At 62.9% G+C, this 26,700-nt stretch carries 22 protein-coding genes; 19 read left to right on the top strand and 3 right to left on the bottom strand.

Annotated features, from left to right (window positions below; translation table 11 throughout):
- Positions 1-172: 172 nt before the first annotated feature.
- Positions 173-943 carry a DUF2490 domain-containing protein gene (locus tag MUN80_RS20910; RefSeq protein WP_244715974.1) on the bottom strand — a complete coding sequence of 257 codons (771 nt, stop codon included), beginning with the start codon at positions 941-943 and terminating at the stop codon, positions 173-175.
- Positions 944-1,159: 216 nt separating this feature from the next.
- On the opposite strand from MUN80_RS20910, the gene MUN80_RS20915 reads away from it, so the two are divergent.
- The 18 genes from MUN80_RS20915 (at position 1,160) to MUN80_RS21000 (ending at position 20,847) form a co-directional block, all read left to right on the top strand.
- Complete coding sequence (locus MUN80_RS20915) at positions 1,160-1,573, top strand: cupin domain-containing protein (RefSeq protein ID WP_244715975.1); 414 nt, start codon at positions 1,160-1,162, stop codon at positions 1,571-1,573.
- A gap of 114 nt (positions 1,574-1,687) precedes the next feature.
- Positions 1,688-2,101: a putative quinol monooxygenase gene (locus tag MUN80_RS20920; protein WP_244715976.1), complete on the top strand. Its 414-nt coding sequence runs from the start codon at positions 1,688-1,690 to the stop codon at positions 2,099-2,101.
- Between the two features lie 77 nt (positions 2,102-2,178).
- Positions 2,179-2,751 carry a sugar O-acetyltransferase gene (locus tag MUN80_RS20925; protein ID WP_244715977.1) on the top strand — a complete coding sequence of 191 codons (573 nt, stop codon included), beginning with the start codon at positions 2,179-2,181 and terminating at the stop codon, positions 2,749-2,751.
- Positions 2,752-2,807: 56 nt separating this feature from the next.
- Positions 2,808-3,302, top strand: a complete 495-nt coding sequence (locus tag MUN80_RS20930; RefSeq protein WP_244715978.1) for a (R)-mandelonitrile lyase — start codon at positions 2,808-2,810, stop codon at positions 3,300-3,302.
- Between the two features lie 74 nt (positions 3,303-3,376).
- Positions 3,377-4,339: a helix-turn-helix domain-containing protein gene (locus tag MUN80_RS20935; protein WP_244715979.1), complete on the top strand. Its 963-nt coding sequence runs from the start codon at positions 3,377-3,379 to the stop codon at positions 4,337-4,339.
- 7 nt (positions 4,340-4,346) lie between these two features.
- Positions 4,347-5,048, top strand: coding sequence for a dihydrofolate reductase family protein (locus MUN80_RS20940; RefSeq protein WP_244715980.1), 702 nt, complete (start codon positions 4,347-4,349; stop codon positions 5,046-5,048).
- A gap of 99 nt (positions 5,049-5,147) precedes the next feature.
- On the top strand, positions 5,148-6,188 hold the full coding sequence (locus MUN80_RS20945) for an NAD(P)-dependent alcohol dehydrogenase (protein ID WP_244715981.1): 1,041 nt from the start codon (positions 5,148-5,150) through the stop codon (positions 6,186-6,188).
- Positions 6,189-6,383: 195 nt separating this feature from the next.
- On the top strand, positions 6,384-7,283 hold the full coding sequence (locus tag MUN80_RS20950; RefSeq protein ID WP_244715982.1) for a helix-turn-helix domain-containing protein: 900 nt from the start codon (positions 6,384-6,386) through the stop codon (positions 7,281-7,283).
- A gap of 80 nt (positions 7,284-7,363) precedes the next feature.
- Positions 7,364-8,101: an SDR family oxidoreductase gene (locus MUN80_RS20955; RefSeq protein ID WP_244715983.1), complete on the top strand. Its 738-nt coding sequence runs from the start codon at positions 7,364-7,366 to the stop codon at positions 8,099-8,101.
- A gap of 86 nt (positions 8,102-8,187) precedes the next feature.
- Positions 8,188-8,634 carry a VOC family protein gene (locus tag MUN80_RS20960; protein WP_244715984.1) on the top strand — a complete coding sequence of 149 codons (447 nt, stop codon included), beginning with the start codon at positions 8,188-8,190 and terminating at the stop codon, positions 8,632-8,634.
- Positions 8,635-8,687: 53 nt separating this feature from the next.
- Entirely contained in the window at positions 8,688-10,109 is a 1,422-nt protein-coding gene (locus tag MUN80_RS20965) for a D-alanyl-D-alanine carboxypeptidase (RefSeq protein WP_244715985.1), read from the top strand.
- Positions 10,110-10,662: 553 nt separating this feature from the next.
- On the top strand, positions 10,663-12,342 hold the full coding sequence (locus tag MUN80_RS20970) for a T9SS type A sorting domain-containing protein (protein ID WP_244715986.1): 1,680 nt from the start codon (positions 10,663-10,665) through the stop codon (positions 12,340-12,342).
- Between the two features lie 130 nt (positions 12,343-12,472).
- Positions 12,473-14,167 (top strand): T9SS type A sorting domain-containing protein, encoded by a 1,695-nt coding sequence (locus MUN80_RS20975; protein ID WP_244715987.1) that lies wholly within the window; start codon positions 12,473-12,475, stop codon positions 14,165-14,167.
- A 395-nt stretch (positions 14,168-14,562) separates the two neighbouring features.
- Positions 14,563-15,291 (top strand): sterol desaturase family protein, encoded by a 729-nt coding sequence (locus MUN80_RS20980; RefSeq protein ID WP_244715988.1) that lies wholly within the window; start codon positions 14,563-14,565, stop codon positions 15,289-15,291.
- 107 nt (positions 15,292-15,398) lie between these two features.
- Entirely contained in the window at positions 15,399-17,072 is a 1,674-nt protein-coding gene (locus tag MUN80_RS20985) for an SBBP repeat-containing protein (RefSeq protein WP_244715989.1), read from the top strand.
- 132 nt (positions 17,073-17,204) lie between these two features.
- The gene (locus MUN80_RS20990) at positions 17,205-18,848 is read left to right on the top strand and encodes a T9SS type A sorting domain-containing protein (RefSeq protein WP_244715990.1); all 1,644 of its coding nucleotides are present in this window, start codon (positions 17,205-17,207) and stop codon (positions 18,846-18,848) included.
- A gap of 339 nt (positions 18,849-19,187) precedes the next feature.
- Complete coding sequence (locus tag MUN80_RS20995) at positions 19,188-19,661, top strand: nuclear transport factor 2 family protein (RefSeq protein WP_244715992.1); 474 nt, start codon at positions 19,188-19,190, stop codon at positions 19,659-19,661.
- 544 nt (positions 19,662-20,205) lie between these two features.
- Entirely contained in the window at positions 20,206-20,847 is a 642-nt protein-coding gene (locus tag MUN80_RS21000) for a hypothetical protein (protein WP_244715994.1), read from the top strand.
- A gap of 131 nt (positions 20,848-20,978) precedes the next feature.
- Here MUN80_RS21000 and MUN80_RS21005 read toward each other — a convergent pair whose 3' ends face one another.
- Together MUN80_RS21005 and MUN80_RS21010 are read right to left on the bottom strand one after the other, a co-directional pair.
- Entirely contained in the window at positions 20,979-21,548 is a 570-nt protein-coding gene (locus MUN80_RS21005; RefSeq protein WP_244715996.1) for a hypothetical protein, read from the bottom strand.
- A gap of 425 nt (positions 21,549-21,973) precedes the next feature.
- Positions 21,974-24,559 (bottom strand): zinc-dependent metalloprotease, encoded by a 2,586-nt coding sequence (locus MUN80_RS21010; RefSeq protein WP_244715998.1) that lies wholly within the window; start codon positions 24,557-24,559, stop codon positions 21,974-21,976.
- 264 nt (positions 24,560-24,823) lie between these two features.
- Between MUN80_RS21010 and MUN80_RS21015 the strand changes: the two genes are divergently transcribed.
- Entirely contained in the window at positions 24,824-26,512 is a 1,689-nt protein-coding gene (locus tag MUN80_RS21015) for a T9SS type A sorting domain-containing protein (protein WP_244716000.1), read from the top strand.
- The last annotated feature ends 188 nt before the right edge of the window (positions 26,513-26,700 follow it).

A 26,700-nucleotide genomic window follows, 5' to 3' on the forward strand; every position in this document is an offset into this window, starting at 1 on the left:
GCGCGGAGGTGGGAGAAGAAAAGCAAAGGCTGGAGCGCAAGATAAGCCCCGGGCACAATTTTCCACTGTTCTGCTTTGCCATTCAGCAGGCCCGAGTATCTACCGGCGCAAAGCTTCTACTACTGCACAAACCAACTGCTTCACGCCCAACAACCTCAGCACTTAGTTCGGCCTAATCTTGCTGGGAAGGCACCGACTCAGGCAAGGGCGTCGAGTCGCGGTGGGCCAGCCGGAAAATCACCGTCAGGATCAGGTTGTTTTTCGGCGACACGCTCAAGGGCCGCAGCTGGCCCTGCTTTACGCTGGGCTGGCTGTAGTTGGCCTGCCGCAGCCAGCCCACCTGCACGTTGAGCTGCTTGGTAAACTGGTAGCCCAGGCCGGCGTAGGCGCGGTTACGCTCAAATACCGGCCCCTTCGGATTCAGAAATATCTCGTCGTAGACCGACAAGAACAGGGTCTTGTTGGTGATGGTGTGGTGAAACAGGGGCAGAAAGGCGTTGAGGCGGTAGCGCAGGCGCTGCCGAAACGCAGTACTGTCTTCGGCGCGGTACGTCAGCCAGCGCTGCTCCACCCTATAGCGGTGCTCGAGCTTGATGCGGTCCAAAAACTGGTTGATAACCAGCTGCTGCCACAGGCGCTTTTCCAGGTTAATGGGCCCGGGCTCATCGAAGGTGCTGTAGCGGCCCCCACCCAGCAGCACGGTGAAATTCTTGTCCAGGTCGTAGCTCAGCCCGCCCTTGAGCTCGTTGTAGAAATATTGCCGAAACAGGCCATTGGTGCGGGCCTGCGCTTCCACGTAGCCGCCCCATTTCTTCTCCACGCTGCCCGGCAGCACGACGGTGCCAATAAACCAGTTGCCCCAGGTGCCGGGGGTTTGGGCGGAAGCCGCGTGGTGGCTGAGCAGGCCCGCCAGGACTGCTGCTAGGCCAAAAGCTTTGTTCATCGGGCAAAAACTAAATGGGCGACGAAGGTAAGACCGGAACACGGAAACCCGCGCAGCCCAGCTTCACCCAATTACGTCGCCGGGTGAGCGGCATTCTTTGGATTGTATAGCAACTCGTTTGAATCGTTTTTTTATTCCGCGCCGGCCGCCAGGACCTTTGCCTGAGTAATCCAGTGCCACGTAAGTGCTTGTATCATCGAGTCATAAAGCAACGCTATGAGCCACCAAGAACAACTGCCGTCGGCACCACAGGGCGCTACGCAAGCCCCAGCCGACAATTTCACCGGCGTAGCCTGGGTTAAGATGCTGGTTTCGGCCGGCAACCCGACAGACTGCACCGTGGGCGACGTAACCTTCGAGGCCGGGGCCCGCAACAACTGGCACTCCCACCCCAGCGGCCAGATTCTGGTCGTGACGGCCGGCTCGGGCTACTACCAGGAGCAAGGCCAGCCGGCCCGGCTGCTGCACCCCGGCGAGGCGGTCAGCATTGCGCCCGGCGTGGTACACTGGCACGGGGCTACGGCCAACGGCCGCTTCACCCACCTGGCCATTAACCCCGGCGCCAGCAACGGCGTGGCCGACTGGGGCGCCCCGGTTACCGACGAAGAATACCAGGCAGCTCACTCCTGACCTATGCCAACCGTGCTCGACCTGCCGGGTCAAGGGCCAGCTACGCCTGAGCGGCTAATGCCTGAGCAATTCGACATACTTACCTGAAACACAACCGCAGTAACCTTACTTGTCATGCCTAAGCACGTGTTTTCCCGCCGCCTGGCTTTCCTGCTTACCGCCGGGCTGCTGACCTTGCTGAGTGGCCGCCGCGCCGCTGCTCAGGCCCCGCCGAGCGGGCAGCTCGTGCGGCTGGCGAAGCTCGAAATCCATCCGGCGCAGCTGGAGCGGTATAAAGCCGCTCTGAAAGAGGAAATCGAGAATTTCCTGCGCCTTGAGCCCGGCGTGCTGACTCTTTACGCCGTGTCGGAAAAAGCCAACCCGACCCGCATTACGATTCTGGAAATCTACGCCAGCAACGAGGCCTACCGGGCCCACCTGTTGACGCCGCACTTTCTCAAGTACAAGAACGGCACCAAGGAAATGGTCAAGTCGCTCGAACTTGTGGAGACCGTGCCGCTGGTGCCGGCCGTGCAAGTAAAGCAGTAGCTGTTCTATACCCAGCCACCCGCGCTTACGAGTGTTCTAAACCGCTTTTGCCAAGCGCTACATGTTACTACTAGTATATGGAAACCCAACCCCGAAGCATCTTTGAGCGGGAGCTGGCCGGCGAAGTCATTTCCCTCGACGACCCGGACTACCCGCAGATTTACGCCATCATCCGCAAGGCCATCCGGCTGACCTCGGAGCTGAACGCCCTGACGGTGGAAAGCAACGAGCAGGTCAACCGCGTGTTTAGTGAGCTGATCAACAAGCCGGTGGATGCCTCGTTTTTCTTTATTCCGCCCTTCTACACCGACTTCGGCCACAACATCCGCATTGGCAAGAACGTCTTCGTCAACCACGCCTGCACCTTCATGGACCGGGGCGGCATCACGCTGGAAGACAACGTGCTGGTGGGCCCCAAGGTGAACCTGATTACCACCAACCACCCCACCGAGCCCGGGCAGCGGCGCAGCACCATTTCCTTGCCCATCGTGCTCAGGCACGGCGCCTGGATTGGGGCCAACGTGACGGTGATGCCCGGCGTCACCATCGGCGAAAACGCCATTGTGGGCGCCGGCGCCGTTGTTACCAAAGACGTGGCGCCTAACACTATCGTGGCCGGCGTGCCGGCGCGGGTCGTCAAGCACCTGTAAGGCCGGACCGCGGCCGGTGCAGCCGAGTGTCTTTAACTCACCTTTCGATTTTTGCCATGAAACGTCTTGCTTTGGTCACGGCCACCCTAGTCGTTGGAATTATCCTCCCCAACTACGCCCAGACCTCTCCGCAACCGGCGGCCCAAACGGGTGCGGTGCCAACCCCGGTTTTCCCGAAGGGTGAGCGGGCTCCGGCCCAGAATTTTACCGGCGAGGTGTACGTCTACCCCTTGGTCAAAGACGAGCCCACCTTTAATTGCGTGAGCAGCAGCGTCACGTTTACACCGGGGGCCCGCTCCAACTGGCACACCCACCCGGCCGGCCAGATTCTGATGGTTACCGACGGGGTGGGCTACTACCAGGAAAAGGGCCAGCCCATTCGGCTGCTGCGCCGGGGCGACGTAGTGAAGGCCCAGCCGGGTGTGGAGCACTGGCACGGCGCCTCGCCCCAGCAGGCGCTGAGCCACATTGCCCTCAATGTCAACACCGAGAAGGGTGTCGTCAGCTGGGGCCGGGCCGTGACTGACCAGGAGTATAACAGCTACAAGTAGCGCAGCAGCCGGGAGCACTAGACACGGCGACGACAACTCGTAGCGGGCCGGGCGCAATTTTCTTCTTGACGGAAATGAAACCCCAACTCCGCGGCGCTGTTATAGGCTCTCACCAACGGCGTCGGCTCACCAAGGCGCTCTGCTACCTGATGCCCGACGCCCGACTTGCCCCTTCCACCGCCACGTATCCGGCCGTCCACGACGTGGACCTGGTAACTATGCAGGAAGCCCGCTGCGGCATGGGCAACTTCAACCGCCACGACCTGTTCAAGGTGGTGCTGGTGCAGGAAGGCAGCAACGAGTTGCACTACGCCACCCGCAGCTTCGTCATCGACCGACCCGCGCTGGTGTTTACTAACCGCCTGATTCCCTACGCCTGGGATATCATTGGGCAAGCCGAGCAGCAGGGCCACATCTGCTGCTTTTCCGAGGCCTTTCTGCACTCGGCCATGCGGGGCGTGAGTCTCAAAGACACGGTGCTCTACAAAGTGGACGGCAACCCAGTGTACTTCCTCGATGCCGAGCAGCTGCGCTACTTCACCGACGCCTTTACCCGCATGCGGCGCGACCTGGCCTCGGACTACGCCCACCGCGACGATTTGCTGCGCAACCAGCTCTCCATCATCATCCACGAGGCGGCCCGCCTGCAGCCGGCCTCGGCCCAGCACGCGCCGGCCAATGCCGCCGAGCGGATTACCTCGCTGTTTATGAATCTGCTGGAGGTGCAATTTCCCGTGACGGCTCAGGGGCGGGAGCCGGTGCTGAAAAGCCCCGGCGACTACGCCGACCGCCTGGCCGTGCACGTCAACCACCTCAACGCCATGGTGCGGGAAGTGACTGGCAAACCGACCTCGGCCCACATCAACGAGCGGCTCGTAACCGAAGCCAAGCTGCTGCTGGCCCACACCGACTGGAGCGTGGCCGACATTGCCTATAGCCTGGGCTTCGAGTACCCGACGTACTTCAACAGCTTTTTCAAAAAGCATACCGCCACCACCCCGCTTACCTTCCGCCGCACGGCCGCCGTGGCCGTATAAGCCCGCTATGAAAAGACCCCACGTAATTTGCCACATGATGTCGTCGGTGGACGGCAAAATCCTGTCGAGCAACTGGCAGGACCAGGAAATCTACGACACCTTTGCCGGCTACTTCGAGAAGTACCACGTCACGTTTACCAGCCAGGCTTGGATGTGCGGGCGCATCACTATGGAGCGCGACTTTTCGGGCGGCGTGCAGCCCGCGCCCCAGGCCCCGCCCCAGCCTATTGCCCGGGAGCCGTTTATCGGCAATAAAGCCGCTACTTCCTTCGCCATTGCCGTCGATGCCCACGGCAAGCTGGGCTGGGACACGAACGAAACCGGCGGCGACCATATCATCGAGGTGCTGACCGAGCAGGTGAGCGACGATTACCTGTACTACTTGCAGCAAAAGCAGATTTCCTACTTGTTTGCCGGGAAAACGGAAGTCGATTTTGCCTCCGTTCTGGAGCAGCTGGCCGCCCTGTTTCCCATCGAAACGCTGATGCTCGAAGGCGGCGGCCACCTGAACGGGTCCTTGCTCAACGCCGGCCTCATCGACGAGCTCAGCCTGCTGGTGCTGCCCCTGGCCGATGGCACACCCAAGTCGCCGACGACCTTTGAAGTCAGTGAGTACCTGACCAAAGGCCCCGCCACCCGCCTGCACCTCACCCAGGTAGAGCAGCTCGATAATGACGTGGTCTGGCTCAAGTACCGCTTCGACCACTAAGTAAATTTCCCTCTAAAGGATTAGGACCCTGAGCACTTTTCCCAGGCTCCTAGTTTTGTCGCTACTCATTTCCCTACTACCAAACCAAACCTCCTTCTCATGATTGAAACGAAAGCCTACGCGGCCCAAAGCCCCGAAACTGACCTCGCGCCCTGGACCTTCGAGCGCCGCGACGTCGGCCCGCACGACGTGCAGATTGAAATCCACTTCTGCGGCGTGTGCCACTCCGATTTGCACCAGATCCGCAACGAATGGTTTCCCGGCATCTTCCCCATGGTGCCCGGCCACGAAATCGTGGGCCGCATCGTTCAAGTCGGCGACCATGTGAAGAAATTCAAGCAGGGCGACCTGGCCGGCGTGGGCTGCATGGTCGACTCCTGCCAGGTGTGCTACAACTGCAAAGACGGCCTGGAGCAGTACTGCGTGGAAGGCAACACCCAGACCTACAACAACCTGGGCCGGGACGGCGTGCCAACCTACGGCGGCTACTCCAACACCATCGTGGTGCGCGAGGAGTTCGTGGTCAGTGTGTCCGACAAGCTCGATCTGGCGGCCGTAGCCCCGCTGCTCTGCGCCGGTATTACCACCTACTCGCCCCTGAAGTACTGGGGCGTAGGTAAAGGCCACAAGCTGGCCGTAGTGGGCCTGGGCGGCCTGGGCCACATGGGCGTCAAGTTCGGCGTGGCCTTTGGGGCCGAAGTAACCGTACTCAGCACCTCGCCCACCAAGGAAGCCGACGCCAAAGCCCTGGGTGCCCACCACTTTGTGGTGACATCCGACGAGGAGCAGCTCAAGGCCGTGCAAGGGTCTTTCGACTACATCCTGGACACGGTAGCGGCCGACCACAACATTCCGCTGTACCTGTCGCTGCTCAAAACCAACGGCACCCATATTCTGGTGGGCGCTCCGCCCAAGCCCCTGGAAATTCCGGCCTTCGCCCTGATTCCGGGCCGCAAAAGCGTGTCGGGCTCGACCATCGGCGGCATTGCCGAAACCCAGGAGATGCTGGACTTCTGCGCCGAGCACAACATTGTGTCCGATATTGAGCTCATCAACATCCAGGACATCAACCAGGCCTATGAGCGCATGGTGAAAGGCGACGTGCGCTACCGCTTCGTCATCGACATCGCCAGCCTGTAAACCCGTAGCATCAAATAAAAGCCGGCTCCTGCCCCGCTGCTCGTTGACTACGGGCGGTGAGCGGGGGCCGGCTTTTTTGCGCCCAAGCTTGCAGGCCCGCTGCTAAACTGCCCGCCGCACCAACCATTCGGCCCGGGCGTGGTTAGGGGCTGGTGCAGGCTTCGTATGTTGCCCCCACATTAGCCCTCCCAGAGTATGTATTCCTTTCCCAGCAAGCCCCCTATCCCGATATACACCTCCGAGCACAGCGGCGCAGCCGGGCCCAAAGGCAGTCAGCCCTTCACCATTACCCAGTCGGAGGGCGCGCTGGTGTACGAGGAGGATTTGCTGATTCCGCACCGCAAGGCCTATTACCTGCTGGTGTTTGTAAAGCAGAACCAGGGCCGGCACTGGGTGGATATGACCTCCTACGAGCGTAAAAACCGCACGCTTTACTTTACGGCCCCCCACCAGATTCTGGTCAAGGAGGCCCCCACACCGTTTTGGGGCACCTACCTCACCTTTACCAACGAGTTTCTGACCCTGCAGCAGAATGCCGCTCTGCGGGAATTGCCCCTGATTCTGAATCCGCACAACGGCCACGAATTACTGCTCTCCGACGCCGATTGGACCTTTGTGGAAGAAATGCTGGCCAAGCTCTCGGCCGAATACCAGCGTCCCGGCGAGTGGCAGCACCGCATGCTCACGGCCTACCTCACGGTGCTGCTTACCTACCTGAGCCGGCTCTACACCGAGCAGTTTACCGGCGGCGAACTGTCGGCCGACCAGCTGCTGCTCCAAACGTACCGGGCCCGCATTGAGGAAAGCTTCCGCGAATTGCACGAGGTAAGCGCCTACGCCGAGCAGCTGCATATTTCGGCCGGGCACCTGAGCGAAGTAGTCAAGGCCCAGAGCGGGCGGCCCGCCATCAAGCACATTCATGAGCGGCTGGTACTCGAAGCCCGCCGCCTGCTGTTTTACACCCCCTTGGCCCTCAAGGAAATTGCCTTCGACCTCGGGTTTTCGGATGCATCCTACTTCAACCGTTTCTTTAAGCGCGAAGTAGGCGTGACGCCGGCCGAGTACCGCAGCAGCATCCGCAAAATGTACCACTAATACCGCAGAATGGGTGCCAGCGGCGCCCGAGGGGTCCGGTAGTTTTGTGCTGTTCATTTAGTCCTCTATTTACCAGCCCCATGAAAACCGCTCTTATTACCGGCGCCAACAAAAGCATCGGCTTCGAAACTGCCCGCCAACTGCTCCAGCTCGGCTACCACGTGTACCTGGGCAGCCGCGACCAGGCGAAAGGCCAACAGGCCGCCGACCAGCTTAAGGCCGAAGGCTTGGCTGAGGTAGAAGCCCTGCCGATTGACGTCACCGACCCGGCCTCCATTGCCGCCGCCCGCGCCGAGCTGGGCCAGAAAACCCGCGTTCTGGACGTGCTCATCAACAACGCCGGCATCAGCGGGGGCATGCCCCAGCCGACGCTGACCACGGCCGTCAGCCTGGTCCGGGACGTATTCGAAACCAACGTCTTCGGGGTTATGGAAGTCACCCAGGCCTTTCTGGATTTGCTGCGCGAGTCGGCCGCGCCGCGGATTGTCAACGTGACTTCGGGCCTGGGCTCGTTGACGTTGCACAACGACCCGACCTGGAAGTATTACCCGGTGAAGGGCGCGGCCTACGGGCCCTCGAAAGCAGCCCTGAACGCCTACACGATTATGCTGGCCTACGAGCTGCGCGAGACGCCCTTCAAAGTCAACGCCGTGGACCCGGGCTACACCGCCACCGACTTCAACCACCACAGTGGCCCGGGCAGCGTGCAGGATGCCGCCGCCCGCGTGGTAAAAGCCGCCCTGCTCGGCCCCGACGGCCCCACCAGTCAGTTTTTCAGCGACGACAACGCCCCCAAAACCGGCATCAGCCCCTGGTAGGCCACCAAAACTTGCTCGGTCATGGAAACGGGCGGGTAGCTATCCGCCCGTTTCTTTCAGGCCCCTTGTACCAACCCAACCACAACATGGAATACACGAGTATCCTGCTGCCAAAGAAAAATCCGACCGGCCCCCATGGCCAACTTAAAGCCGGCCACATCGGCCTGCGCACAACCGACTACGCGGGCACCCTGCGGTGGTATACCCAGAAGCTGGGCTTTCGAGTGCTCAAGGAATGGACCGTGGGCGAGCTGCAACTAGCTTTTCTGGCCCCGGCTAATGACGACAGCTTCTGGCTGGAAGTGCTGCACGATGCCGCAGCCGGCTCGGCCCATGTTCCTGCCCAGCCCATATCGTCGGGGTTTCATCATCTCTGCTTCGAAGTCGAAAACCTGGATGAGACGCTGGCCGCACTGCGCGCCCAAGGCGTCAGCGTTGTCCGGGAGCCGTTCACCGTCCTGCCTATTGGCAAGCGCTGCGGCTTTGTGGCCGACCTGCACGGCAACGTGCTGGAATTTGCCGAAAACGTCTAAGCGTTTCCGGCAAAAAGCGGTAGTAGCCGGCTGTACTGCCTAACTTGCAGGCTGTGCTGCTACTACGACCCGTCTACTTCCTGCTACTCCTGGTCTGGAGCTCGGCCCAGCCCCTGGCCTGCGCCCAGAGTTCCAAGCCCGCCGCGCCCGACACCCTCAAGCCCGGCGCGGCCTCCCTGCCCTGGCTCGACTCCCTGCTGACGGCCGCCCCGGCTTTTCGCCAGCACCAGGTGGGGTTGAGCATCACCGACGCCACTACGGGTGAAGCCGTGTATGGCCTCAACGAGGCCCGCTACTTCACCCCGGCCAGCGTGATGAAGCTCTTTACCTTCTACACCGGTATGCGCCTGCTCGGCGACTCGCTGCCCAGCCTGCGCTACTTCAGCCGCCACGACACCCTGTTTTTCCAGGGCACCGGCGACCCAACCTTCCTGCACGGCGACGTGCCCTCGCGGCGGGCCTACACCTTCCTGGTCCGTCGCCCCGAGCGGCTGCTGGCTTATTGCGACATTGCCACCCCGCCCCCCTACGGCCCCAGTTGGGCCTGGGACGACTTCAACTACTACTTCCAGCCCGAGCGCACGGCCTTTCCGCTCTACGGCAACACCGTGCGCTTCTACGCCAGTGCCCCGCTCCGCGCCTCGGCTGGCAAGCAGGCCCCGACGCCACCCCAGCGGGTGCGGGTGCTGCCTCGCCCCTTTGCCCCGCTCACCAGCCTGGCCGAGGCCGACGACCTGCTGGGCCACAACCCCGACCAGCACGTAAGCCGGGCCCAGCTCGACAACCGCTTTACGTACTTTCCGGCTCCCAAGAAGTGGGTGGATGAAGTGCCCTACCACACCAGCCGCACCCTACTGCTGCGCCTGCTCGGCGACACGCTGCGCCGGGCCGTGGTGCACACCGCCTGGCAGCCCCGCCCCGGCCTCGACTCTATCCGGACGCTGCCGGGCCTCCCGGTCGACTCGCTTTACCGCCGCATGCTGCGGGTGAGCGACAATTTCCTGGCCGAGCAGCTCCTGCTCATGTGCGCCACCAAGCTGGGTCCGCCCCGCGACTCGCTCAGCGCCTGGCGCGTGCTGCGCCACGCCCGCCGCAACTACCTGCAGACCCTGCCCGACAAGCTGCCCTGGGTCGATGGCTCGGGCCTGTCGCGCCTCAACCTGGTCACACCCCGCTCGCTGAGCGCCCTGCTGGTGCTGCTGCACCAGGAAGTACCCGAGCCCCGCCTGCTCAGCCTGCTGGCGGGCGGCGGCGGGCAGGGCACCCTGCACCGGCGCTACAAGGATGCCCAGGGCACCTGGTTCTGGGGCAAGACCGGCACGCTGACCCACACCTGCAACCTGGCAGGCTACGTGCGTACCCGCAGCGGCCGCTTGCTGGCCGTGAGCTTTCTCAACAACGGCATCCCCGGCGACGACCAGGCCACCCGCAATGAGATGCAGCGCATCCTGGGCCAGGTGCGGCAGCGGCTGTAGCGGTGGGCTTCCTTAACGTGCGCCTCGTCGCCTACCAAACTACCGTTTCGGCTGTGGCCCATGGTTCGGCCTCTACTCCTTGCACACGACCGAGGCCAGGTGCCAGCCGGTGGCGGGCAAAGTGGCAGTGGAGTAACCTAACCTTCCGCTTTAACCCAAACGGCCGCCCCGGAATCCGGGGCGGCCGTTTGGGTTTGGCTCAAAATTTCCACCTTTGAGAATGGCTACAGCTCTACTTTCCTCTTGTTGCCGCGTTGGAGTCCTGCTTGCAGGTTTTTCGCCTTCCCGGCCAGCAGCTCTTCTGTATCTCTATTCGGTCGTGAGTGGCCGGCCACAGGTGTAGCTACCAGCGCCTTATGTAGTTCTCACCACGGCTACTACCGGCGGCACTCAGCCATTGGGCCCTGTTGGGCCAGACTCAGCCGCCTGCCTGTGCCGGCCGCAGTCGTTGCTTTTTTACCGGCATTTCTGCGCGGCGCTGGTCTATATTTAACGGCTTCTTTTCATTCATCACCATACGGTTTTCTGTTACCCTTACCCCTTACCTAATCCTATGTCATCAACGACTACTTTTTTACCCATGCGCCGGACGGCCTTGGTGCTGGCTTGCGCTGGCTTAGCCCTGGGAGCCCAGGCCCAAACGGCCCCGGCCTGGACCAGCGCCTACGAAGTGGCCAACTTCACCAACGACAACCGGGGCTTTGCCGTGGATGCCAGCGGCAACACCTACGAGGTCAGCAACTTCACCGACGCGGCCGTAGTGGGCGGCACCACCCTGACCAGCACCGGCTTCACCGATGCCTATCTGGCCAAGTATACTCCCAGCGGCACGCTGGCCTGGGTGCGCCACCTTGGTTCCCCGGGCCTCGAGCAGGTCATGGATGTGGCCGTGGATGCCGCCGGCGACGTGTACATCTCCGGAACCTCCGAGGGGGCCATAACGCTGAGCAGCACGATTACCCTGCAAGGCAGTACCACCCCTACCCAAAACTCGAAAGCCTTTATCGTGCGTTACTCCTCGGCGGGAGTGCCGCTGTGGGCTCAGCAGTCCAGCCTATCCTCTTCCTCGCAAGTCAATGCCAGCGGACTGGACTTAGACGCGGCCGGTAATGTGTATGCCACCGGCTTTTTCGCGGGCAGCGCCACCTTCGGTACGAACACGATTACGCTGCCGAGCAGCGTATCGGGCTTCGGAACGTACCTGGCCCGCTTCTCGGCGGCCACCGGCGCGGTACAGTCATTAGCGCCGGGCTTCTACTACCCCACCACGGGCTCTGGCAGCTTCTCTAACCCCCGGGTAGAGGTAAGTGCCACGGGCGAGGCTTACCTGCTGAATATGTTTACCCTGGGCCCCGTAGTGGGCTCTACCACCCTCACCAGTCGGGGCAGCAACGACGTGCTGGTGGCCAAGTTCAACGCCCAGGGCGCCTTCGAGTGGGTGCAGCAGATTGGCGGCCCCAACGACGACCGGGTGCGCCAGGGCGTAGTGGATGCCGCCGGCAACCTGTATGTCGCTACGTACTTCACGGGCTCGGCCACCTTCGGCACCACTACGGTGACGGGCTTCGGCACGAGCGGCTACGATGCCTGCCTGGTAAAATACTCGCCCCAGGGTGCCATGCTGTGGGCCCAGCCCAGCGGGGGGCCCGGCGCCGACGTATCCGGGGGTGTAGAGCTCGATGCGGCCGGCAATCCTTACCTGATAGGCACGTATAGTGACGTGGCCCAGATTGGCTCGGCCACGGTTACCAGCCGCGGCAGCAGCGACATCGTAGTGGCGGCCTATTCGCCCCAGGGTACGGTGCGCTGGGTGCAGCAAGCCGGCGGCCCCGGCCCCGAAACCGGTTCTTATCTGGGCCTGGATGCCCGCGGCGACATCTACGTTTTCGGGCGCCATACCGACGCAGCTACGTTCGGCAGCACCACCCTGCCCGCTCAGAGCACCATCCGGTCGGTAGTAGCGCGCCTGGGCAATGCCGTACTGGGCACCCGGGCCACCCAGCCCCAGTCCCTGGGCTTCTACCCCAACCCGGCTTCCAACCTGATTCAGCTGCCCGGCCTGCCCGTGGGTAGCCATGTGGAGCTACTCGACGCCCTGGGCCGCGTTGCCCGCGCCACGACGGTTACAGCCGCGGCCCAGGTATCGGTGCGGGGCCTGCTGCCCGGCCTCTATACCCTACGCGCTACCGACAGCCAGGGTCAGCCGTATAGTGGCCGCGTGATAGTGGAATAACGGCCGTGGTAGCCACTCGCGGCCCTGCCCGCTCCGAAACTCATCCACCACACCGAGGAAAGCTACGCCGTGTAAGCATAAATTATCCTTACCTCGTTGCTTGTTTTTTCACCACTATTTTCCCTTCGCTATGCCCCGTTTTTACGCTCTACCCTTTCTGCGCACCACGGCTCTGCTCATCGCCTTGGCCCTGAAACTTACCCTGCAAACGCAGGCGCAGGCACTGATCCAGCCACCGGCCTGGTCTGGCGCAGTATCCTTGAGCCCCCACCCCGGCAATGGAAGAGGGTACACCTTCGATGCCGATGGCAACACCTATGAGGTAGGCTCTTTTAGCTCGAACCATACAATTGGCAATACGACTCTTATCTGCCAAGGCTATAGTGACGCCTTCGTGGCGAAGTATTCCCCAAGCGGGCAGATGCTGTGGGTTCGCCAACTAGGAACAGCTTTCAACGAAGATGGGCTTGATATAGCCGTTGACGCAGCTGGCAAGGTGTATATCACCGGACTTTTCTACGGTTCAATCAGTCTAGGCAATGGCTTAACCCTTGTAGGTGCCCCCTACAACTTCTCTTCTAAAGTATTTGTGGTGTGCTACTCACCTGAGGGCACCCCCGAATGGGCCCAGCAGAGCCTCAATACCCAAAGCAGTAGTGCCGGCGGCGGTAGCATTGGCCTCGACACGGCGGGCACGGTGTACGTGACCGGAAACTTCACCAGGAGCATTACGTTTGGCTCTTACTCCATTGCCGCAGTCGACAATATCATAGGCGCAGCTACCTTCCTGGTGCGCTTCGACCGGGCTACTGGTACGCCCTTGGGCGTAGTCAAAGCCTTCGACAGGCTCTCTGTGGACAACGCTGTGTCCTCTACTTATCCCCAGATGGCCGTAGAGCCAGGTGGGGCGGTTTACCTGCTCATCTCGTCACTTAGCCAACCGCTGCTGTTCGGTGGCACCACCTTTGCCAGCCGCGGCCGTGATGACATATTTGTGGCTCACTACTCGCCCCAAAGCGCTTTTGAGTGGGTCCAGCAATTAGGAGGGGCCGGTGATGACACTCCCTCATCCGGTACCACCGACGCCCAGGGCAATCTGTACTTGAGTGGCTACTTCACTGGGCCGGCTCAGTTCGGCACCACCACCCTGCCCGGTGCCGGTAGCGTTGATGGCTTTGTGCTCAAGTACTCGCCACAGGGTGCGCTGCAGTGGCTACACAGCATCGGTGGCGCCGGCTCCGACTCCTTCAGCAGCCCCACCCTCGACGCGGCCGGCAACGTATATGTCACTGGCAACTTCAGCGGCACAGCCCAGTTGGGAACCGCCAGTATCACCAGCGCCGGCAACCGCGACATTATAGTAGCCTCCTACTCGGCCCAGGGCCAACTGCGGTGGGTACAGCAAGCTGGTGGCTCCGGAGATGATAGAGCGTATGGCATCGGCATCGACCGGAGCGGTACGCTGCGCGTTCTAGGCCGTTATACCGGCACCTGTGCCTTCGGAACTACCTCGCTCACCACTGCTGCTACAACGCCCGAACTATTTATGGCCCAGCTAAGCAGCTCTCCCCTGGCAATACGTTCCTCGGCAAAGACAGTATCCCTACTCGCTTTTCCCAACCCTGCTAATAGCCAGATAAGCCTGTTGGGGATGCCCTCCGGCACCCCGGTGCAGCTGCTCGACGCCCTGGGCCGCGTCGCCCGCGCCACGACGCTTACAGCCGCGGCCCAGGTATCGGTGCGCGGCCTCGCCCCGGGCCTCTACACCTTGCGCGCCATCGATGCTCAGGGCCAGCAGTTTGCCGGCAAAGTAGTGGTAGAGTAAAGCCCAGACGTTTCGGCTACCCTGGTATATCCCAACGGCCGCTCCGGATTCCGGGGCGGCCGTTGCTATTTGGAGAATCTTGGCTCAGCGGCCCGAAGGTTCACCTCCTCACCTTACCTGCCGGGCCGCGTCGCCTGCGCTATCACCGTTTCGGCCCCGGCCCTGGTATCGGTGCGGGGCCTCGCGCCCGGCCTTTACACGCTGCGCGCTACCGATGCGAAAGGCCAGCAGTACAGGGGCCGCGTACTAGTGGAATAACCGGCCCGCTGGCTTACCAGCCCCGCCTGTAGCTCAGGCCAGGCTGCCCCACGGGGCAAGCAGCACGATTGTGGTCCGCAGAGGCGTAAGAATCGGTAACTTTCGCCGGTGCCGTTGCTTTCTTTTTGCTCTACCCTATGTCCTTGCTTGATTTCTGTAAAACCCTGAGCTGGCAGGTGGCGCTGCCGCTTTTCCTGGTCGAAAACCTGTTGGTGCTGCTCCTGGCCGTGGGCTTTGGGTACCTGCTCCAGGCCGGGTTTGGCCGGGCCCGGTCGCTGGCCCCCTTATACCAGCCGATCAGCTCCCAGGAAATCCGGTTTGCCGCCTACACCCTGCTCCTGAACACCGGCATTACCTTCCTGGGCTTTCTGCTTTGGCAATACGGCTATATCCGGATTCGGGAAGACGTTTCCTGGCGCGTGCTGCTCGACTTTCTGGTGCTCTTCCTCGGTATGGACCTGCTGATGTACGTGTTCCACTACCTCATTCACCACTCGGTGCTCTACCGCTGGGTGCACGGCCTGCACCACCACTATACCGCTCCCCAGCCTATCGACCTGTTTGTGCTCCACCCCCTCGAAACCCTGGGCTTCGGTGGGCTGTGGCTGCTGCTCATGGCGGTGTACCCGGCCAGCCTGACGGCCATTATAGCCTATTTGGTGGTGAACGTGCTGTTTGGGGCGCTGGGCCACTGCGGCGTGGAGCCGTTTCCGGCCACCTGGGCCCGCCATCCCCTGCTCCGCCACCTGGGCTCCTCCGGCTTCCATTTTCAGCACCACCAGGACGACACCCACAACTTCGGCTTCTACACGTCGCTCTGGGACCGGCTGTTTGGCACCTATGCCCCCGGGCCGGACCCGAAGTAAAGGGGGTGCGTCTCGTTCTGACGGGAGGTGAGTTCTTCTACCTTTCGCCCCCATTTTTCACCCCCCTTCCGCATCCTACGCTCCCGGGCTAATTCTTTTGTTTTTCTATGCCACTTTCTACCCCCTTCATTCGCCAGTCCCTGAGTCTGCTGGCTTGCTTGTGTGTTACTGGTAGCGCTTACTCCCAAACCACTCCTCCCGCTTGGCTTAGCGCCCGCGCCGTGGGGGTTGGCTCGGCCTTTCAGGGCGGCGCCGCCGTGGATGCGGCCGGCAATACCTATGAGGCCGGCACTTTCTCGGGTACCACGACCGTGGCCGGCACGACGCTTACCAGCCAAGGAGACTATGATGCCTACCTGGCTAAGTACACGCCCACCGGCACGCTGGCCTGGGTGCGGCAGATTGGGGCCGCCGGGCGCGACAACGCCTTCGATGTGGCCTTGGATGCGGCCGGTAACGCCTACGTCACAGGCGGCTTTACCAGTAGCATCGCCCTGGGCAACAACCTCAGCCTGACCAGCACGACCACGGCCGGCAAACGGCTGTTTGTGGTGCGCTACTCGCCCCAGGGCACTCCCGAATGGGCCACCCAAAGTACCCCCGCCAACGCCTCCCTGCTCGATGGCAGCGGTATCGCGACGGATGCGGCCGGCAACGTGTACGTAACCGGAACCATCAGCGGGGGAATCACCATCGGCACCACCAGCGTCACTATTTCCGACCCCGAGGGAGGTGCTTTCCTGGCCCGGCTCAACGGGGCTACCGGCACCCTGCAGTCCCTGACCGAGGCCTTTCGCTACGCCTTCAACCCCAACGCTATGGGAGCCTTTTACGCGCCGCGCATCGCCGTAGCTCCCACCGGCGAAACCTACCTGCTGAATACCTTCTACCAGAGCCCCGTGCTGGGTGGCACGACCTTCACGACCCGCGGCGGCCGGGATGTGCTGCTAGCCAAATACGACCGGCAGGGCCAGCTGCTCTGGACCCGACAGGCAGGCGGCACAGCCGATGACTTTGGCAGTGCGCTGGCCGTGGATGCCACGGGCAGCGTCTATCTGACTACCCTCTTTTCGGGAACTACCCGGTTTAACACCACCCAGCTCGTAAGCGCCGGTGGCTCCGATGGGGCCCTGACGAAGTACTCGCCCCAGGGCGTCGTGGAATGGGCCCAGCGTGGCGGGGGAACCGGAGCCGACGCCTTTGGTGGCCTAGCTCTGGATGCGGCCGGCAATGCTTATGTGGCGGGCTATTTCAGTAACACGGCCACCTTTAATACCGCCGCTACGGCCACCCTCACCAGTACCGGTTTGCAGGACCTGGTTCTGGCTTCGTACACGCCCCAAGGCCAGGTGCGCTGGGTGCAGCAGGCCGGTGGGCCCGCCAGTGAAAGCGGCATTTACCTGGGTCTCAGTGCCGGCGGCGACGTATTCGTCTTCGCCTCCTCCACGGGCACGGCTTCCTTCGGCCCTATTGCCGTAGCTACGGCCCCGGGTGGCGAAGGAATCTTTGCCCGCCTGAGCAGCTCGGTTCTGAGCACACAGCCCGCCCGTTTTCAAACGCTGAGCTTCTCTCCTAACCCGGCTACGAACACCCTTTCCTTCCCCGCCCTGCCCGCGGGCACCCCGGTGCAGCTGCTTGACGCCCTGGGCCGCGTCGCCCGCACTACTACCGTCTCGGCCGCCGCCCAGGTATCGGTACAAGGCCTGAAGCCCGGCCTCTACACCCTGCGCGCTAGTACTGCCCAGGGTCAGCAGCTGACCGGTAAGGTGATGGTCGAGTAGCCTCCAGACCGCTGCCCGAATAGCCGCTTGCGTCAAGCACTGTAAAGCCCGGGAAGGTGGAGCCCCTGCTGGCTACCTTAGCCGCCCTGAGCCTGGTGCGCCGCCTGACATTTATCCCATTCATTCCTACCAATGAAGCTTCTTTATTCCTCCCTACTTCTGCTGCTGAGCGCCGCTGCCGCACCGGCTCACGCCCAGAACACCCGCACCTGGACCGACGTGCGCGCCCTGGGCCGCGGCACGCAGTTCATGACCCACGCCGTGGTCGATGCGGCCGGCAACTTCTACGAAGCAGGCTACTTTAACGCCTCCACCGTGGTCGACGGCGTGACGCTTACCTCCCGGGGCGGCGGCGACGGGTACCTGGCCAAGTATACCCCGGCGGGCACCCTGGCCTGGGTGCGGCAGATAGGCTCTACCAGCGAGGACGGGGCCGTGGACGTGGCTGTCGACGCGGCCGGCAATGTCTACGTAGTGGGCGCCACCCGCGGCACCCTCGACTTCGGCAACGGCGTCGTACTGCCCGTTAATGGCCTTACCCAAGGTTTCGTAGCCCGCTATTCCCCGCAGGGCACCGCCACCTGGGTGGTGGGCTGCCAGGTGGCAGGCAGCGCCACCATCTCGGCCAGCAGCATTGGCGTCGACGGCGCCGGCCAGGTCTACGTCACCGGCCTCTACCGGGGCACCCTCACCGTGGGCAGCGCCACGGTCACCGCCTTCGACGACTCGGCCTACCTGCTGCGGCTCTCTTCTGCCGGGGCGGTGCAGTGGCTGCAGCCGGCCTTTACCTACGTGCCTGCGGGCTTCACCGCCACCTACGCGCCCCAGCTGGCCGTGGGCGTGGGCGGCGAAACCTACCTCTGCGTGGCCTCCGATGTGCCGCTGGGCGTAGCCGGCACCACCTACCCCAGCATCGGACGTGCCGATGGCTACGCTATCCGCTATTCGGCCCAGGGTACGCCCCAATGGGTGCGGCAGTACGGCAGCACCGGCAACGAGACTATGAGCCGTACCGCCGTCGACGCGGCCGGCAACCTCTACCTCTGCGGCTCCTTCGCCCAGACCATGCGGTTCGGCGCAACCACCATCACCACCCGCGGCGTCAGCGACTCCTACCTGGTTAAGTACTCCCCGACCGGCCAGACCCTGTGGTCCGGGTCCGGTGGCAGCTCCTCCAACGACGACACCTGGGGCCTGACCGTCGACGCGGACGGCAACGCCTATCTAACCGGCGCGTTCTACCGCACCGCCCGCTTCGGCTCCTTCGTTCTCAGCGGCTCCCTCAACGACTACACAGCTATGGTCGTGGCCTTTGACCCCAGCGGCACCGTCCGCTGGGCCGAGACGCCCCAGGGCAACGGCCGCACCGTCGGCTGGCACCTCGGCCTCGACGCCAACAACGGCCTGCACCTGCTCGGCCGGGCCAACGGCCTCAGCACCTGGAGCAACGAGCCCCTCGTCGTTACCAGTTCAACCGACGCCACGTTCATCGCCCGCCTCAGCAACGTGCTGGTCACCCGCTCCGCCACCGCGGCCCGGCAGTCCCTGGCCTTCTATCCCTCGCCGGCCCACGACCAGCTCCACCTGCCCGCCCTGCCCGCCCTGCCCGCCGGCACCCCGGTGCAACTTACTGATGCGCTGGGCCGCGTGGCTCGTACCACAGTAGTTTCGGCCACGTCCCGGATTTCAGTCCAGGGCCTTACCCCAGGCCTCTACACCCTGCGCGCTACCGATGCCAAGGGGCGGCAGGTAGCGGGTAAAGTGGTGGTAGAGTAAAACCCAGGAGCCACGGCAGCACCAATGCATAAAGGCCACTGCTTGCCGGTAGTGGCCTTTGTGCATTCTCCTAATATCACAACAGCAGGCGCACTACACCGAATTTACCCAATACAAGGCGCATTGCGCTAGGTACTGATGGCGCTTACTCTCCTACCTAAATAAGCGGCAGCCAAAGCGCTGGCACATCGCCACTTTTGTGTAAATATTCGCGGTGAATACTATTTTCAATCCATCAAAGGGATAATTGTGGCCTTTGCCACAGGGGAAGCAGCTTCCTCTGGAGCTTATGCTGGGCATCCTCTGTGTTGCCCTTACATTCCCTCAACCCTCTTACTTATGACGGAAAACAATCTTACAATTACCAAAGCGGTTACGGATATTTTTGTTGGCGCCGATGAACGCGACTGGGCCCGGGTGAAGCGCAGCTTTGCCAGCCAGGTGCTGCTCGACTATACTTCCCTGGCCGGGGGGCAGCCCACGATGCTCACGCCCGACCAAATTCTGGCCGCGTGGCAAGGCGTGCTGCCCGGCTTCGTGCACACCCACCACCAACTCGGCAACTTCGAGGTGCAGGAGCTGAGTGCGCAGGAAGCCACTGCTTTCTGCTACGGCACGGCTACTCACTACCTGCCGCAACCCAGTGGCGGAAATATCTGGACCGTAGTGGGCACATACACCGCCCACCTGCTACGCCTAGGCACGGAGTGGCAAGTCGACCAACTAAAGTTTACGCTCAAATACCAGGACGGTAATCTGACACTGCCCGGCCTGGCGGCTGAACAAGTGAAAAATGGTGCAGCAGGGGCGTAATTACCCTCTTATAATCTGGAGCTAATCAACCCGGCTTCCGACCGGGTGCGCCTGCCGGCTACCCTGCCGCCCTGAGCCTCATCCGTCACACCGAGGAAGGCTACGCCGTGTAAGCGGAACCTTATAAAAAAGAACGTCATGCTGAGCTTGCCGAAGCATCTCTACCGCAGTGGTAAAATCTAATTACTGCTGCGGTAGAGATGCTTCGGCAAGCTCAGCATGACAATAGATTTCTACTCCAAGAGCTATAAATTCACTCGCCAGGAACTAGCCGAAGTACAAGGCCAGTTGCGGCTCTTGCAACAGAGCTTCGCCGCCGCTGCCCTACCGAAGCAGCTCGGCAGAAGTTAATTGAACTCACTAACACCGCTTCTGTCAAGGCCGAAAGCCTGACTAAAAAGGACTGGCAGAACTGGATTATCGGCGGCTTTATTAGTAGCATCACGGCCTTAGCCCTCAATCCAATCCAGGCTGCGGAAGTATTGAAGCTGGTGAAAGCAGCGTTTGGCGGTCTGTTTCTACACTAGCTTCCCCAACTCCTGCCATGCTCTTCGCCCACCAGGCCCAGCTTTTCTTCCAGCTCTTGCGCGACGCGGGCCTCTCGTCCGGGCTGTTCCAATCGGAGTCGCGGCCGCAGGTATTTCGCATGGTGCTCACCGACGATACCTTCTGCCACTTTAGCATCGAGCGTATCGAGGACGGGCTCTACCTGGTCAGCACGTCGCCGGCGGTCCGGCCGGCCCGGGAGTCGCAGTTTGTGCCCACCTTCGAGGCCGCCCTCCCCTTGTTTGGGCAGTGGGCGCAGGCCATCAAGCAGCTGGGTGGCCCCCTGTTCGTGCCCGATGTGCCCCTGGGCGGTCTGCGCGAAGGCCTGGTACCCATGCCGCTCGATTCCGCCGAGCCCCTGAGCCCCGACGAGGTCGAGGGCCTGGACTTGGTCCTGAGCTTGGCCCTCGACCTGGCCAACGACATCGAACCAGATGGAGGCCTGCGGTGGCTTCAGGGAGCCGGGGAAGACCTGCGCACCCAACTGCACCACTACCCCCGCCACCACCTGATTTACATGATAGTTGGGTTTCTGCGCACCCACGCTGCCCAGGTCCTGCACCTGCACCAGAGCTATGAGGCATTGGCCCAGATTGTGGTCGAACGGATTTTGCTCCCCGGAAGCCAACCGCCGGAATAAGCATTTTTGTATTTCCCCGCTACGCCTCCTAAGCCCTGCCTAAGGAGTGAGTATACGGTGGGTATACGGAAAGCACCCTGATCAGCTGAGGCCAATCAGGGCGCTGAATAGCACTAAACCAAGACAATGGCCTACAGTTGCTTTTGCTCCGTCGTAACGTTGCCAGGCTTGTCGGTGGCCGTGATGGTGATTTTGTCGCCATCCAGGCTAGCATTGGCCGCCGTGGCGGTGTAGGTCCAGTCGAGGCCGTTGGGTTCGGCCTTGGCCGCGCCTTCTTCGACCAGGGTACCGTCGCCATTTTCGATGCGCACCCGCACGCCGGTTACCTTGAAGTCGTCGGTGACGCGCACTCGGATAGCTTCGCCTTTTTTGCCGGCGTAGGCGCTCAGGTCTATCTGGTGAATATCGGGCGCCTGTAAGAAATCGGCCACGGCAATGGCGTAGGCATTAGCCGTGCTGTCGGTGCTGCGGCCCGCCTCATACTCGACTTTGCTGGCCGCGTCCCGAATCTGGGCCTTGGCGTAGAGGGCGGCCATTTGAAAGCGCTCCTGATGCACGAGCTGTTTAGCCGTGGGCGCCTTATCGGTTTCCCGCGGAGCCGCCGAAACGATGGTTTGCCCGCCTACCTGCCGGAAAACCAGGGTGCCGCCCAGCGTACCGCTCAGGCCTTGGGTAATAATGTTGTTGTTAACGCGTGCCATGTGGCTTGTAAGGAATAAAGAAGGTGAATAATAGATTAAACCTTCTCAAAGCTAGACCTTTACCTCAAATCACCACCACCCCCAAGCTCCGCCTTACACCTTCCCGCCCATGCCCGGTACCTACGCCCCGAATACCGGTACTAAAGCCGAGCTACCCCCTGCCAGGCCCCCTAAAAGGTCTTTGCAGCGGGATTCGGGCCTACCCGCAAGCTCCCATAGCCAGCCCCTCCCTCAGACGCATCCTCACCCTCACTGCCGCGAAACCAGACGCTTCGGCGCGTTTACCAAAACGGCGGCCCGGGAATCTCCCGGGCCGCCGTTTTGAACTGCTGTCCTTCGCTGCTGCCGCTTTGCCCGAGGCCGGGGCTCACGCTCCGTAGCGTCTTTCACCTACGCCTCAGGTTTGGTAGCGCACGTTGGGTCTGCTAGGGCACGATGCTCAGGCGCACACTTCGTTGCCCGGCCTGCACCACGTACATGCCGGCGGCCAGGGCCTGGGCCGGCCAACTCAGGACGGCCTGCCCCGTGGCGTCGGCGTCGGCGGTAAGCACCACGCGGCCCAGGCTATCAATCAGGCGCACCGTGGTTCCGGGCGCGGCCCCGGCAAGGGTGGCTCCGTGGGTCGTGGGGTTGGGGAAAAGAGCCAGCCCCGCGGGGATAGAAACTACCTGCACGGTCCGCACGGGCGAGTATTCCGCCGTCCCCTCCTGATCTACCTGCCTCAGGCGGTAGTAGCGCGTGCCAAGCTGGCTGAGCGCCGAGGCCTGGTTCGGGTCCCGGAAAGTATAGGTGCGGGTGCTCGTGCTGTGGCCGGCGGCGGGCACCGTCCCGATGTGCTCGAAGCGGCTGCCATCAACGCTACGCTCGACCTCGAAGCGGGCACTGTTTTCCTCCGAGGCAGTGTGCCAGTCGAGCTGCACCGCCCCCCGCTGGCACTCGGCCGCAAAGGTCACCAGCTCCACCGGCAGCGGGGCCGAAATGGTGAAGTTAGTATTCGAAATATCAAAGAAGTAGTTGTCGGCCGCTTCCACCATTACCCGGGCGGCGGTGGTGCCTACCCCGGGCACCGTAATGGCCTGGGAGCCGTCGTTGGGGGTATTCGCTAGCAGCAGCGTGGGGTAAGTCAGGCCGCCGTCGGTGCTCAGGCGCAGGTTGACGGTGGCGCAGTTCACCCCGTTGGCCGAGGTGCCGGCCACGTTCCAGGTCACGGTCTGGGTGGAGCCGCTGGCCCAGGTCACCGCGGAGTTGGGGGCCGTCACGAGGAAGGGGCCGGCGGAGTTGGTCGTACTCAGGCTCACGACGGGACTGCTGTTGAGGCCCCCCACCACGCCCTGGGTACCGCTATGCTGGTCGCGCACCGTCACCCGGAAGCGCAGGTTGCGCGTCACGGTTGGCAGCCGCTCCGTGCTGGTCGAGGTGTTGGCGACGAGGTCGGTCAGGCGGGGAAAGTAGCGCGTGGGGCTAGTGGTGGGCGCAAACGAGCGAAACAAGGGCACCGTCACATTGGTGGCCTGCGCGGTGGTAAGGTCGGCGGCGGGCCCCAGGTCGTATTCCTCCCAGCAGTAGGTCAGCGCGTCGCCCTCGGCATCGGTGCCAATGGCCGTCAGCTTGAAAGGCGTGCCGATGGGCAGCACTTTGCTGCTGGCGGGCAAGGCCACCACCGGAGCCGTGTTGCCGGTGGCCGAGATAATGCCGCAGGTGGTCGTAGCCAGGTAAGCGTAAATTTCCTCGTAGCTGGAGACGTGGAAGTAGGCGTCGGAGTTATTCTGCACGTTGTCGGGGGCGCAAATGCCGGCGTAGGCCATTATCGTGGAGCCTGAGCCCGGCTCGTAGGCCGTACTGGTATTGCGGTTACCGTCGCAGGCATCATTCTCACTGTTGAAGGTGTGGTCGGCCCCAAACTGGTGCCCCATTTCGTGGGCCACGTAGTCGATGTAAAACGCGTCGCCGACGGGCCGGAACAGGCCGGTTACTCCCCGAGCTTTGTTGCCGTTGAGGCACACCACGCCCAGGCCGGCAATGCCCCCGCCCCCGGTGCTGAACACGTGCCCGATATCGTAGTTATCCCGGCCGATAAGGGTAGTCACATTCGTCTGATTCTCGCCGAGCATGGCCACGCCGTCGTCGTTCGAGTACGGGTCGGTGCTGCCGTTGGTGTACACCAGGGCCGCATTGCCGCCCACCAGCACCAGGCGCACGGCCAGCTCCCGCTCGTAGACGCCCACCACGCGGTTTACGGCCGTCACAATGGCGGCTTGCCCCTGGGCCACCGTGCCGCCGTGGTACTGCGTGTACTCGCCCGTAGCGGCCACGGCCAGCCGGTAGGTGCGCAGTTCGGGGGCCACGCTGCGCCGGGCCGGCCCCGAATCCAGGTCAGAGGCGTCGGCCGCGGCCTCCGCCCGACCAGCGGCGCAGTGCATCTGCCCGCCGGGCATGTCGCGCCGGTAGAAGCTCAGGTAGTGGGTGTGGTCGGTTTCGCTGGCCGGGTCGATGTAGACCGTGCTATGGGCCGCCGACAGAATCTGGGCGTGGAAGCCGCGGGGCGTCAGGTCGAGGCGGACGGTAGCGGTGGGGTCGTCGAGGCCCACGCCGCAGTAGGTTTTGATGGCGGGAAACTGCGCGGCCAGCGCCGGCTCCATCACCGCCGTTTCCAGGACCTGGAAGCGCCCGGTGGTGCCGTCGGGCAGCGGCAGGGCCACTTGCACCGGGGCTTGGCCGGGGCGGCTCAGGCCGGGCGCGACTTCCCGGGGCGCCGGGGCCAGGGCCGTGCGCAGGTCGGCCAGGGCCAGCGTGACGGGGCGCGAATGCCGCAGGGCCTGCGCCAGGCGGGTATCGGCGGTGGCGCTGCGAGCCGCCGCGTCGTCGCGGAACAGCACGGGTGTGGGTTTCTGCTGGGCCTGGGCCCCCACTATAACCCCGAAAAAAAGGCCGGTGCCCAGGAGCAGACTAGTGCGAGACGAAACAGAAAGGGCCCTTGAGGCTACGAATAGACGGGTAGATATGTATTTCATCAAGAGAGGATAGAAATTTCCAAATATAAAGAAAACCCCTAGCCTGGAATATACTGGGTGAATGTTTGCGCTAGTCTAGTGAATTGGAAGCGGCAAACCTCCAGTTGCTTCTTCCTTTCCATCCCGACTTTATACTTCTACTTCAACAACGCTCCACTCCTGCGCCCTATTATAGCAGCGAAGCCGTACCTTAGAGAGCTGGCCGGAACGGGTATCCGGTAGTGCTTTTGCATCGGTTTCATCCTCCACTTTTCTGCCGAATCTATGTTCTTTTCTACTGCTATTGCGCGGGGTGCGGCCCTGCTGGCGGGTGTGGTGCTGACAGCAGCCCCGCTTTCGGCCCAGACTCCGCTTACCTGGACCAATGCCACCGTCGTGGGCGACTATAACTCCGGCTCGCTGAGCAACATTGCGGTAGACGCGGCCGGCAACGTCTACGAAACCCGCACCTTTCTGGGCTCTGCCCAGATTGGCAACCAGACGCTGGTCAGCACGACCAGCTCCGACGCGCTGCTGGCCAAGTACTCGCCGGCGGGCGTGCTGCTCTGGGTGCGCCAGCTCAGTTCCGCCGGCCCCGACAGTGGCTTCGACGTGGAGGTCGATGCGGCGGGCAACTGTTACGTCGCCGGCTATTTTGCCGGGCCCATCACGCTGGGCAACGGCGTGGAACTGACCAGCACTACGACCTCTACCAAGGCCTACGTCGTCTCTTACGCCCCGGATGGCACCGTGCGCTGGGCCCAGCAAAGCTCGGCTACCGGGGCCAGCGGCACCGCGGTCCTCGGCAACAGTCTGGCCGTGGATGCGGCGGGCGCGGTGTATCTGGCCGGGCGCTTTCAGCAACAGGCCCGCTTTGGCAACACCATCCTCAACGCCCCGGCCGAGTCGAGTGGGGAAGCAGCCTTTGTGGCCAAGTTTGCGGCCGCCAATGGTGCGTTGCTGCTGGCGATACCCGCGTATTACTACGCCCGGCCGGCTCCTAACGCGTCGGCCCTGTACCAGGCGCCCCAGCTTGCCGTAAGCCCAGCCGGCGACATCACCCTGGCCACATACTTTTCGGGGCGCCCCGTATTCGGGCCTGTTACCCTCACCAGCCAGGGCCGCAACGACGTGCTGCTGGCCCGCTACTCGGCTACCGGGACCCTGCAGTGGGTGCAGCAGTTTGGCGGCCCCCAGGATGAGCTGGTGTCCCAGGTAAAAACGGATGCGGCGGGCAACACCTACCTGGCCGGTTCCTACGAAGGCTCACCCTCTTTCGGCACCACCCCGCTGCCGGCGGCAGCCGTGCCCAACGCTTTTCTGGCCAAATATTCGGCCGTGGGCCAGCCCGACTGGGTGCAACCGGGCAGCTCAGCCAGCCTGAGTCGTTGGATGGACCTGGCCCTGGATGCTACGGGTGCCCCCTACGTGACCGGCTACTTCTCGGGCGAAACGCGCTACGGCACTACCCCGCCGGTCGTGCTGACCAGTGCCGGCGGCACCGATGCCGTTGTGGCGGCCTATACGCCGCAAGGACAGGCGCTCTGGGCCCAGGCCGGCGCCGGCACCTACGTGGATATGGGTACCACGCTCGGCCTGGATGCGCAAGGCAGCGTGTACGTGGCAGGATTCTTCACCACGGCAGCAACGTTTGGCCCGGTGCGCCTTAGCCTGCCCTCGACGGCGAACAACAGGTTTCTGGCCCGCCTGAGCACTACCACCCTAGCCAGGCAGGAGGCCCGCACTCAGGCCCTGGGCTTGTATCCCAACCCGGCCACTTCGGTGCTGCAGGTACCCGCTCTGCCGGCCGGAACGGCCGTGCAGTTTGTCGATGCGCGGGGCCGGGTGGCCCGCCACGCCACGGTAGGCTCCGGAGCCCAGGTATCGGTACGAGGCCTGGCGCCGGGCCTGTATATTCTGCGCACCAGCACGGCTCAGGGTCAGCAGTTTGCGGGCCGGGTGGTGGTCGAGTAAGGGCCCTGCCGGCGGAGCACGGCCCATCGTGCTCCGCCGGCAATAGTAACCAGCCAGCAGGGGCCGCCTCGGAATCCGGGGCGGCCCTTGGGCTTTCTGCCGCCGCCAGGCAGGCCTGGCCTGAGCCGGGCCGGGGAGGCCGACGCGGACTGGGACTGAGGTTGGCGGGCCGGCAGCTCTTGCATGAG

The sequence above is a fragment of the Hymenobacter cellulosivorans genome (assembly GCF_022919135.1).
Lineage (GTDB): Bacteria > Bacteroidota > Bacteroidia > Cytophagales > Hymenobacteraceae > Hymenobacter > Hymenobacter cellulosivorans.

Excerpts from the sequence above, each read along its gene's own strand:
- MUN80_RS21000 (WP_244715994.1), top strand. The coding sequence starts at position 20,206 with ATGCTCTTCGCCCACCAGGCCCAGCTTTTCTTCCAGCTCTTGCGCGAC.
- MUN80_RS21015 (WP_244716000.1), top strand. The coding sequence starts at position 24,824 with ATGTTCTTTTCTACTGCTATTGCGCGGGGTGCGGCCCTGCTGGCGGGT.
- MUN80_RS20940 (WP_244715980.1), top strand. The coding sequence starts at position 4,347 with ATGAAAAGACCCCACGTAATTTGCCACATGATGTCGTCGGTGGACGGC.
- MUN80_RS20980 (WP_244715988.1), top strand. The coding sequence starts at position 14,563 with ATGTCCTTGCTTGATTTCTGTAAAACCCTGAGCTGGCAGGTGGCGCTG.
- MUN80_RS20950 (WP_244715982.1), top strand. The coding sequence starts at position 6,384 with ATGTATTCCTTTCCCAGCAAGCCCCCTATCCCGATATACACCTCCGAG.
- MUN80_RS20925 (WP_244715977.1), top strand. The coding sequence starts at position 2,179 with ATGGAAACCCAACCCCGAAGCATCTTTGAGCGGGAGCTGGCCGGCGAA.
- MUN80_RS20930 (WP_244715978.1), top strand. The coding sequence starts at position 2,808 with ATGAAACGTCTTGCTTTGGTCACGGCCACCCTAGTCGTTGGAATTATC.
- MUN80_RS20955 (WP_244715983.1), top strand. The coding sequence starts at position 7,364 with ATGAAAACCGCTCTTATTACCGGCGCCAACAAAAGCATCGGCTTCGAA.
- MUN80_RS20995 (WP_244715992.1), top strand. The coding sequence starts at position 19,188 with ATGACGGAAAACAATCTTACAATTACCAAAGCGGTTACGGATATTTTT.
- MUN80_RS20960 (WP_244715984.1), top strand. The coding sequence starts at position 8,188 with ATGGAATACACGAGTATCCTGCTGCCAAAGAAAAATCCGACCGGCCCC.
- MUN80_RS20945 (WP_244715981.1), top strand. The coding sequence starts at position 5,148 with ATGATTGAAACGAAAGCCTACGCGGCCCAAAGCCCCGAAACTGACCTC.
- MUN80_RS20910 (WP_244715974.1), bottom strand. The coding sequence starts at position 943 with ATGAACAAAGCTTTTGGCCTAGCAGCAGTCCTGGCGGGCCTGCTCAGC.
- MUN80_RS20985 (WP_244715989.1), top strand. The coding sequence starts at position 15,399 with ATGCCACTTTCTACCCCCTTCATTCGCCAGTCCCTGAGTCTGCTGGCT.
- MUN80_RS20915 (WP_244715975.1), top strand. The coding sequence starts at position 1,160 with ATGAGCCACCAAGAACAACTGCCGTCGGCACCACAGGGCGCTACGCAA.
- MUN80_RS20975 (WP_244715987.1), top strand. The coding sequence starts at position 12,473 with ATGCCCCGTTTTTACGCTCTACCCTTTCTGCGCACCACGGCTCTGCTC.
- MUN80_RS20970 (WP_244715986.1), top strand. The coding sequence starts at position 10,663 with ATGTCATCAACGACTACTTTTTTACCCATGCGCCGGACGGCCTTGGTG.
- MUN80_RS20935 (WP_244715979.1), top strand. The coding sequence starts at position 3,377 with ATGAAACCCCAACTCCGCGGCGCTGTTATAGGCTCTCACCAACGGCGT.
- MUN80_RS20990 (WP_244715990.1), top strand. The coding sequence starts at position 17,205 with ATGAAGCTTCTTTATTCCTCCCTACTTCTGCTGCTGAGCGCCGCTGCC.
- MUN80_RS21010 (WP_244715998.1), bottom strand. The coding sequence starts at position 24,559 with ATGAAATACATATCTACCCGTCTATTCGTAGCCTCAAGGGCCCTTTCT.
- MUN80_RS20920 (WP_244715976.1), top strand. The coding sequence starts at position 1,688 with ATGCCTAAGCACGTGTTTTCCCGCCGCCTGGCTTTCCTGCTTACCGCC.
- MUN80_RS21005 (WP_244715996.1), bottom strand. The coding sequence starts at position 21,548 with ATGGCACGCGTTAACAACAACATTATTACCCAAGGCCTGAGCGGTACG.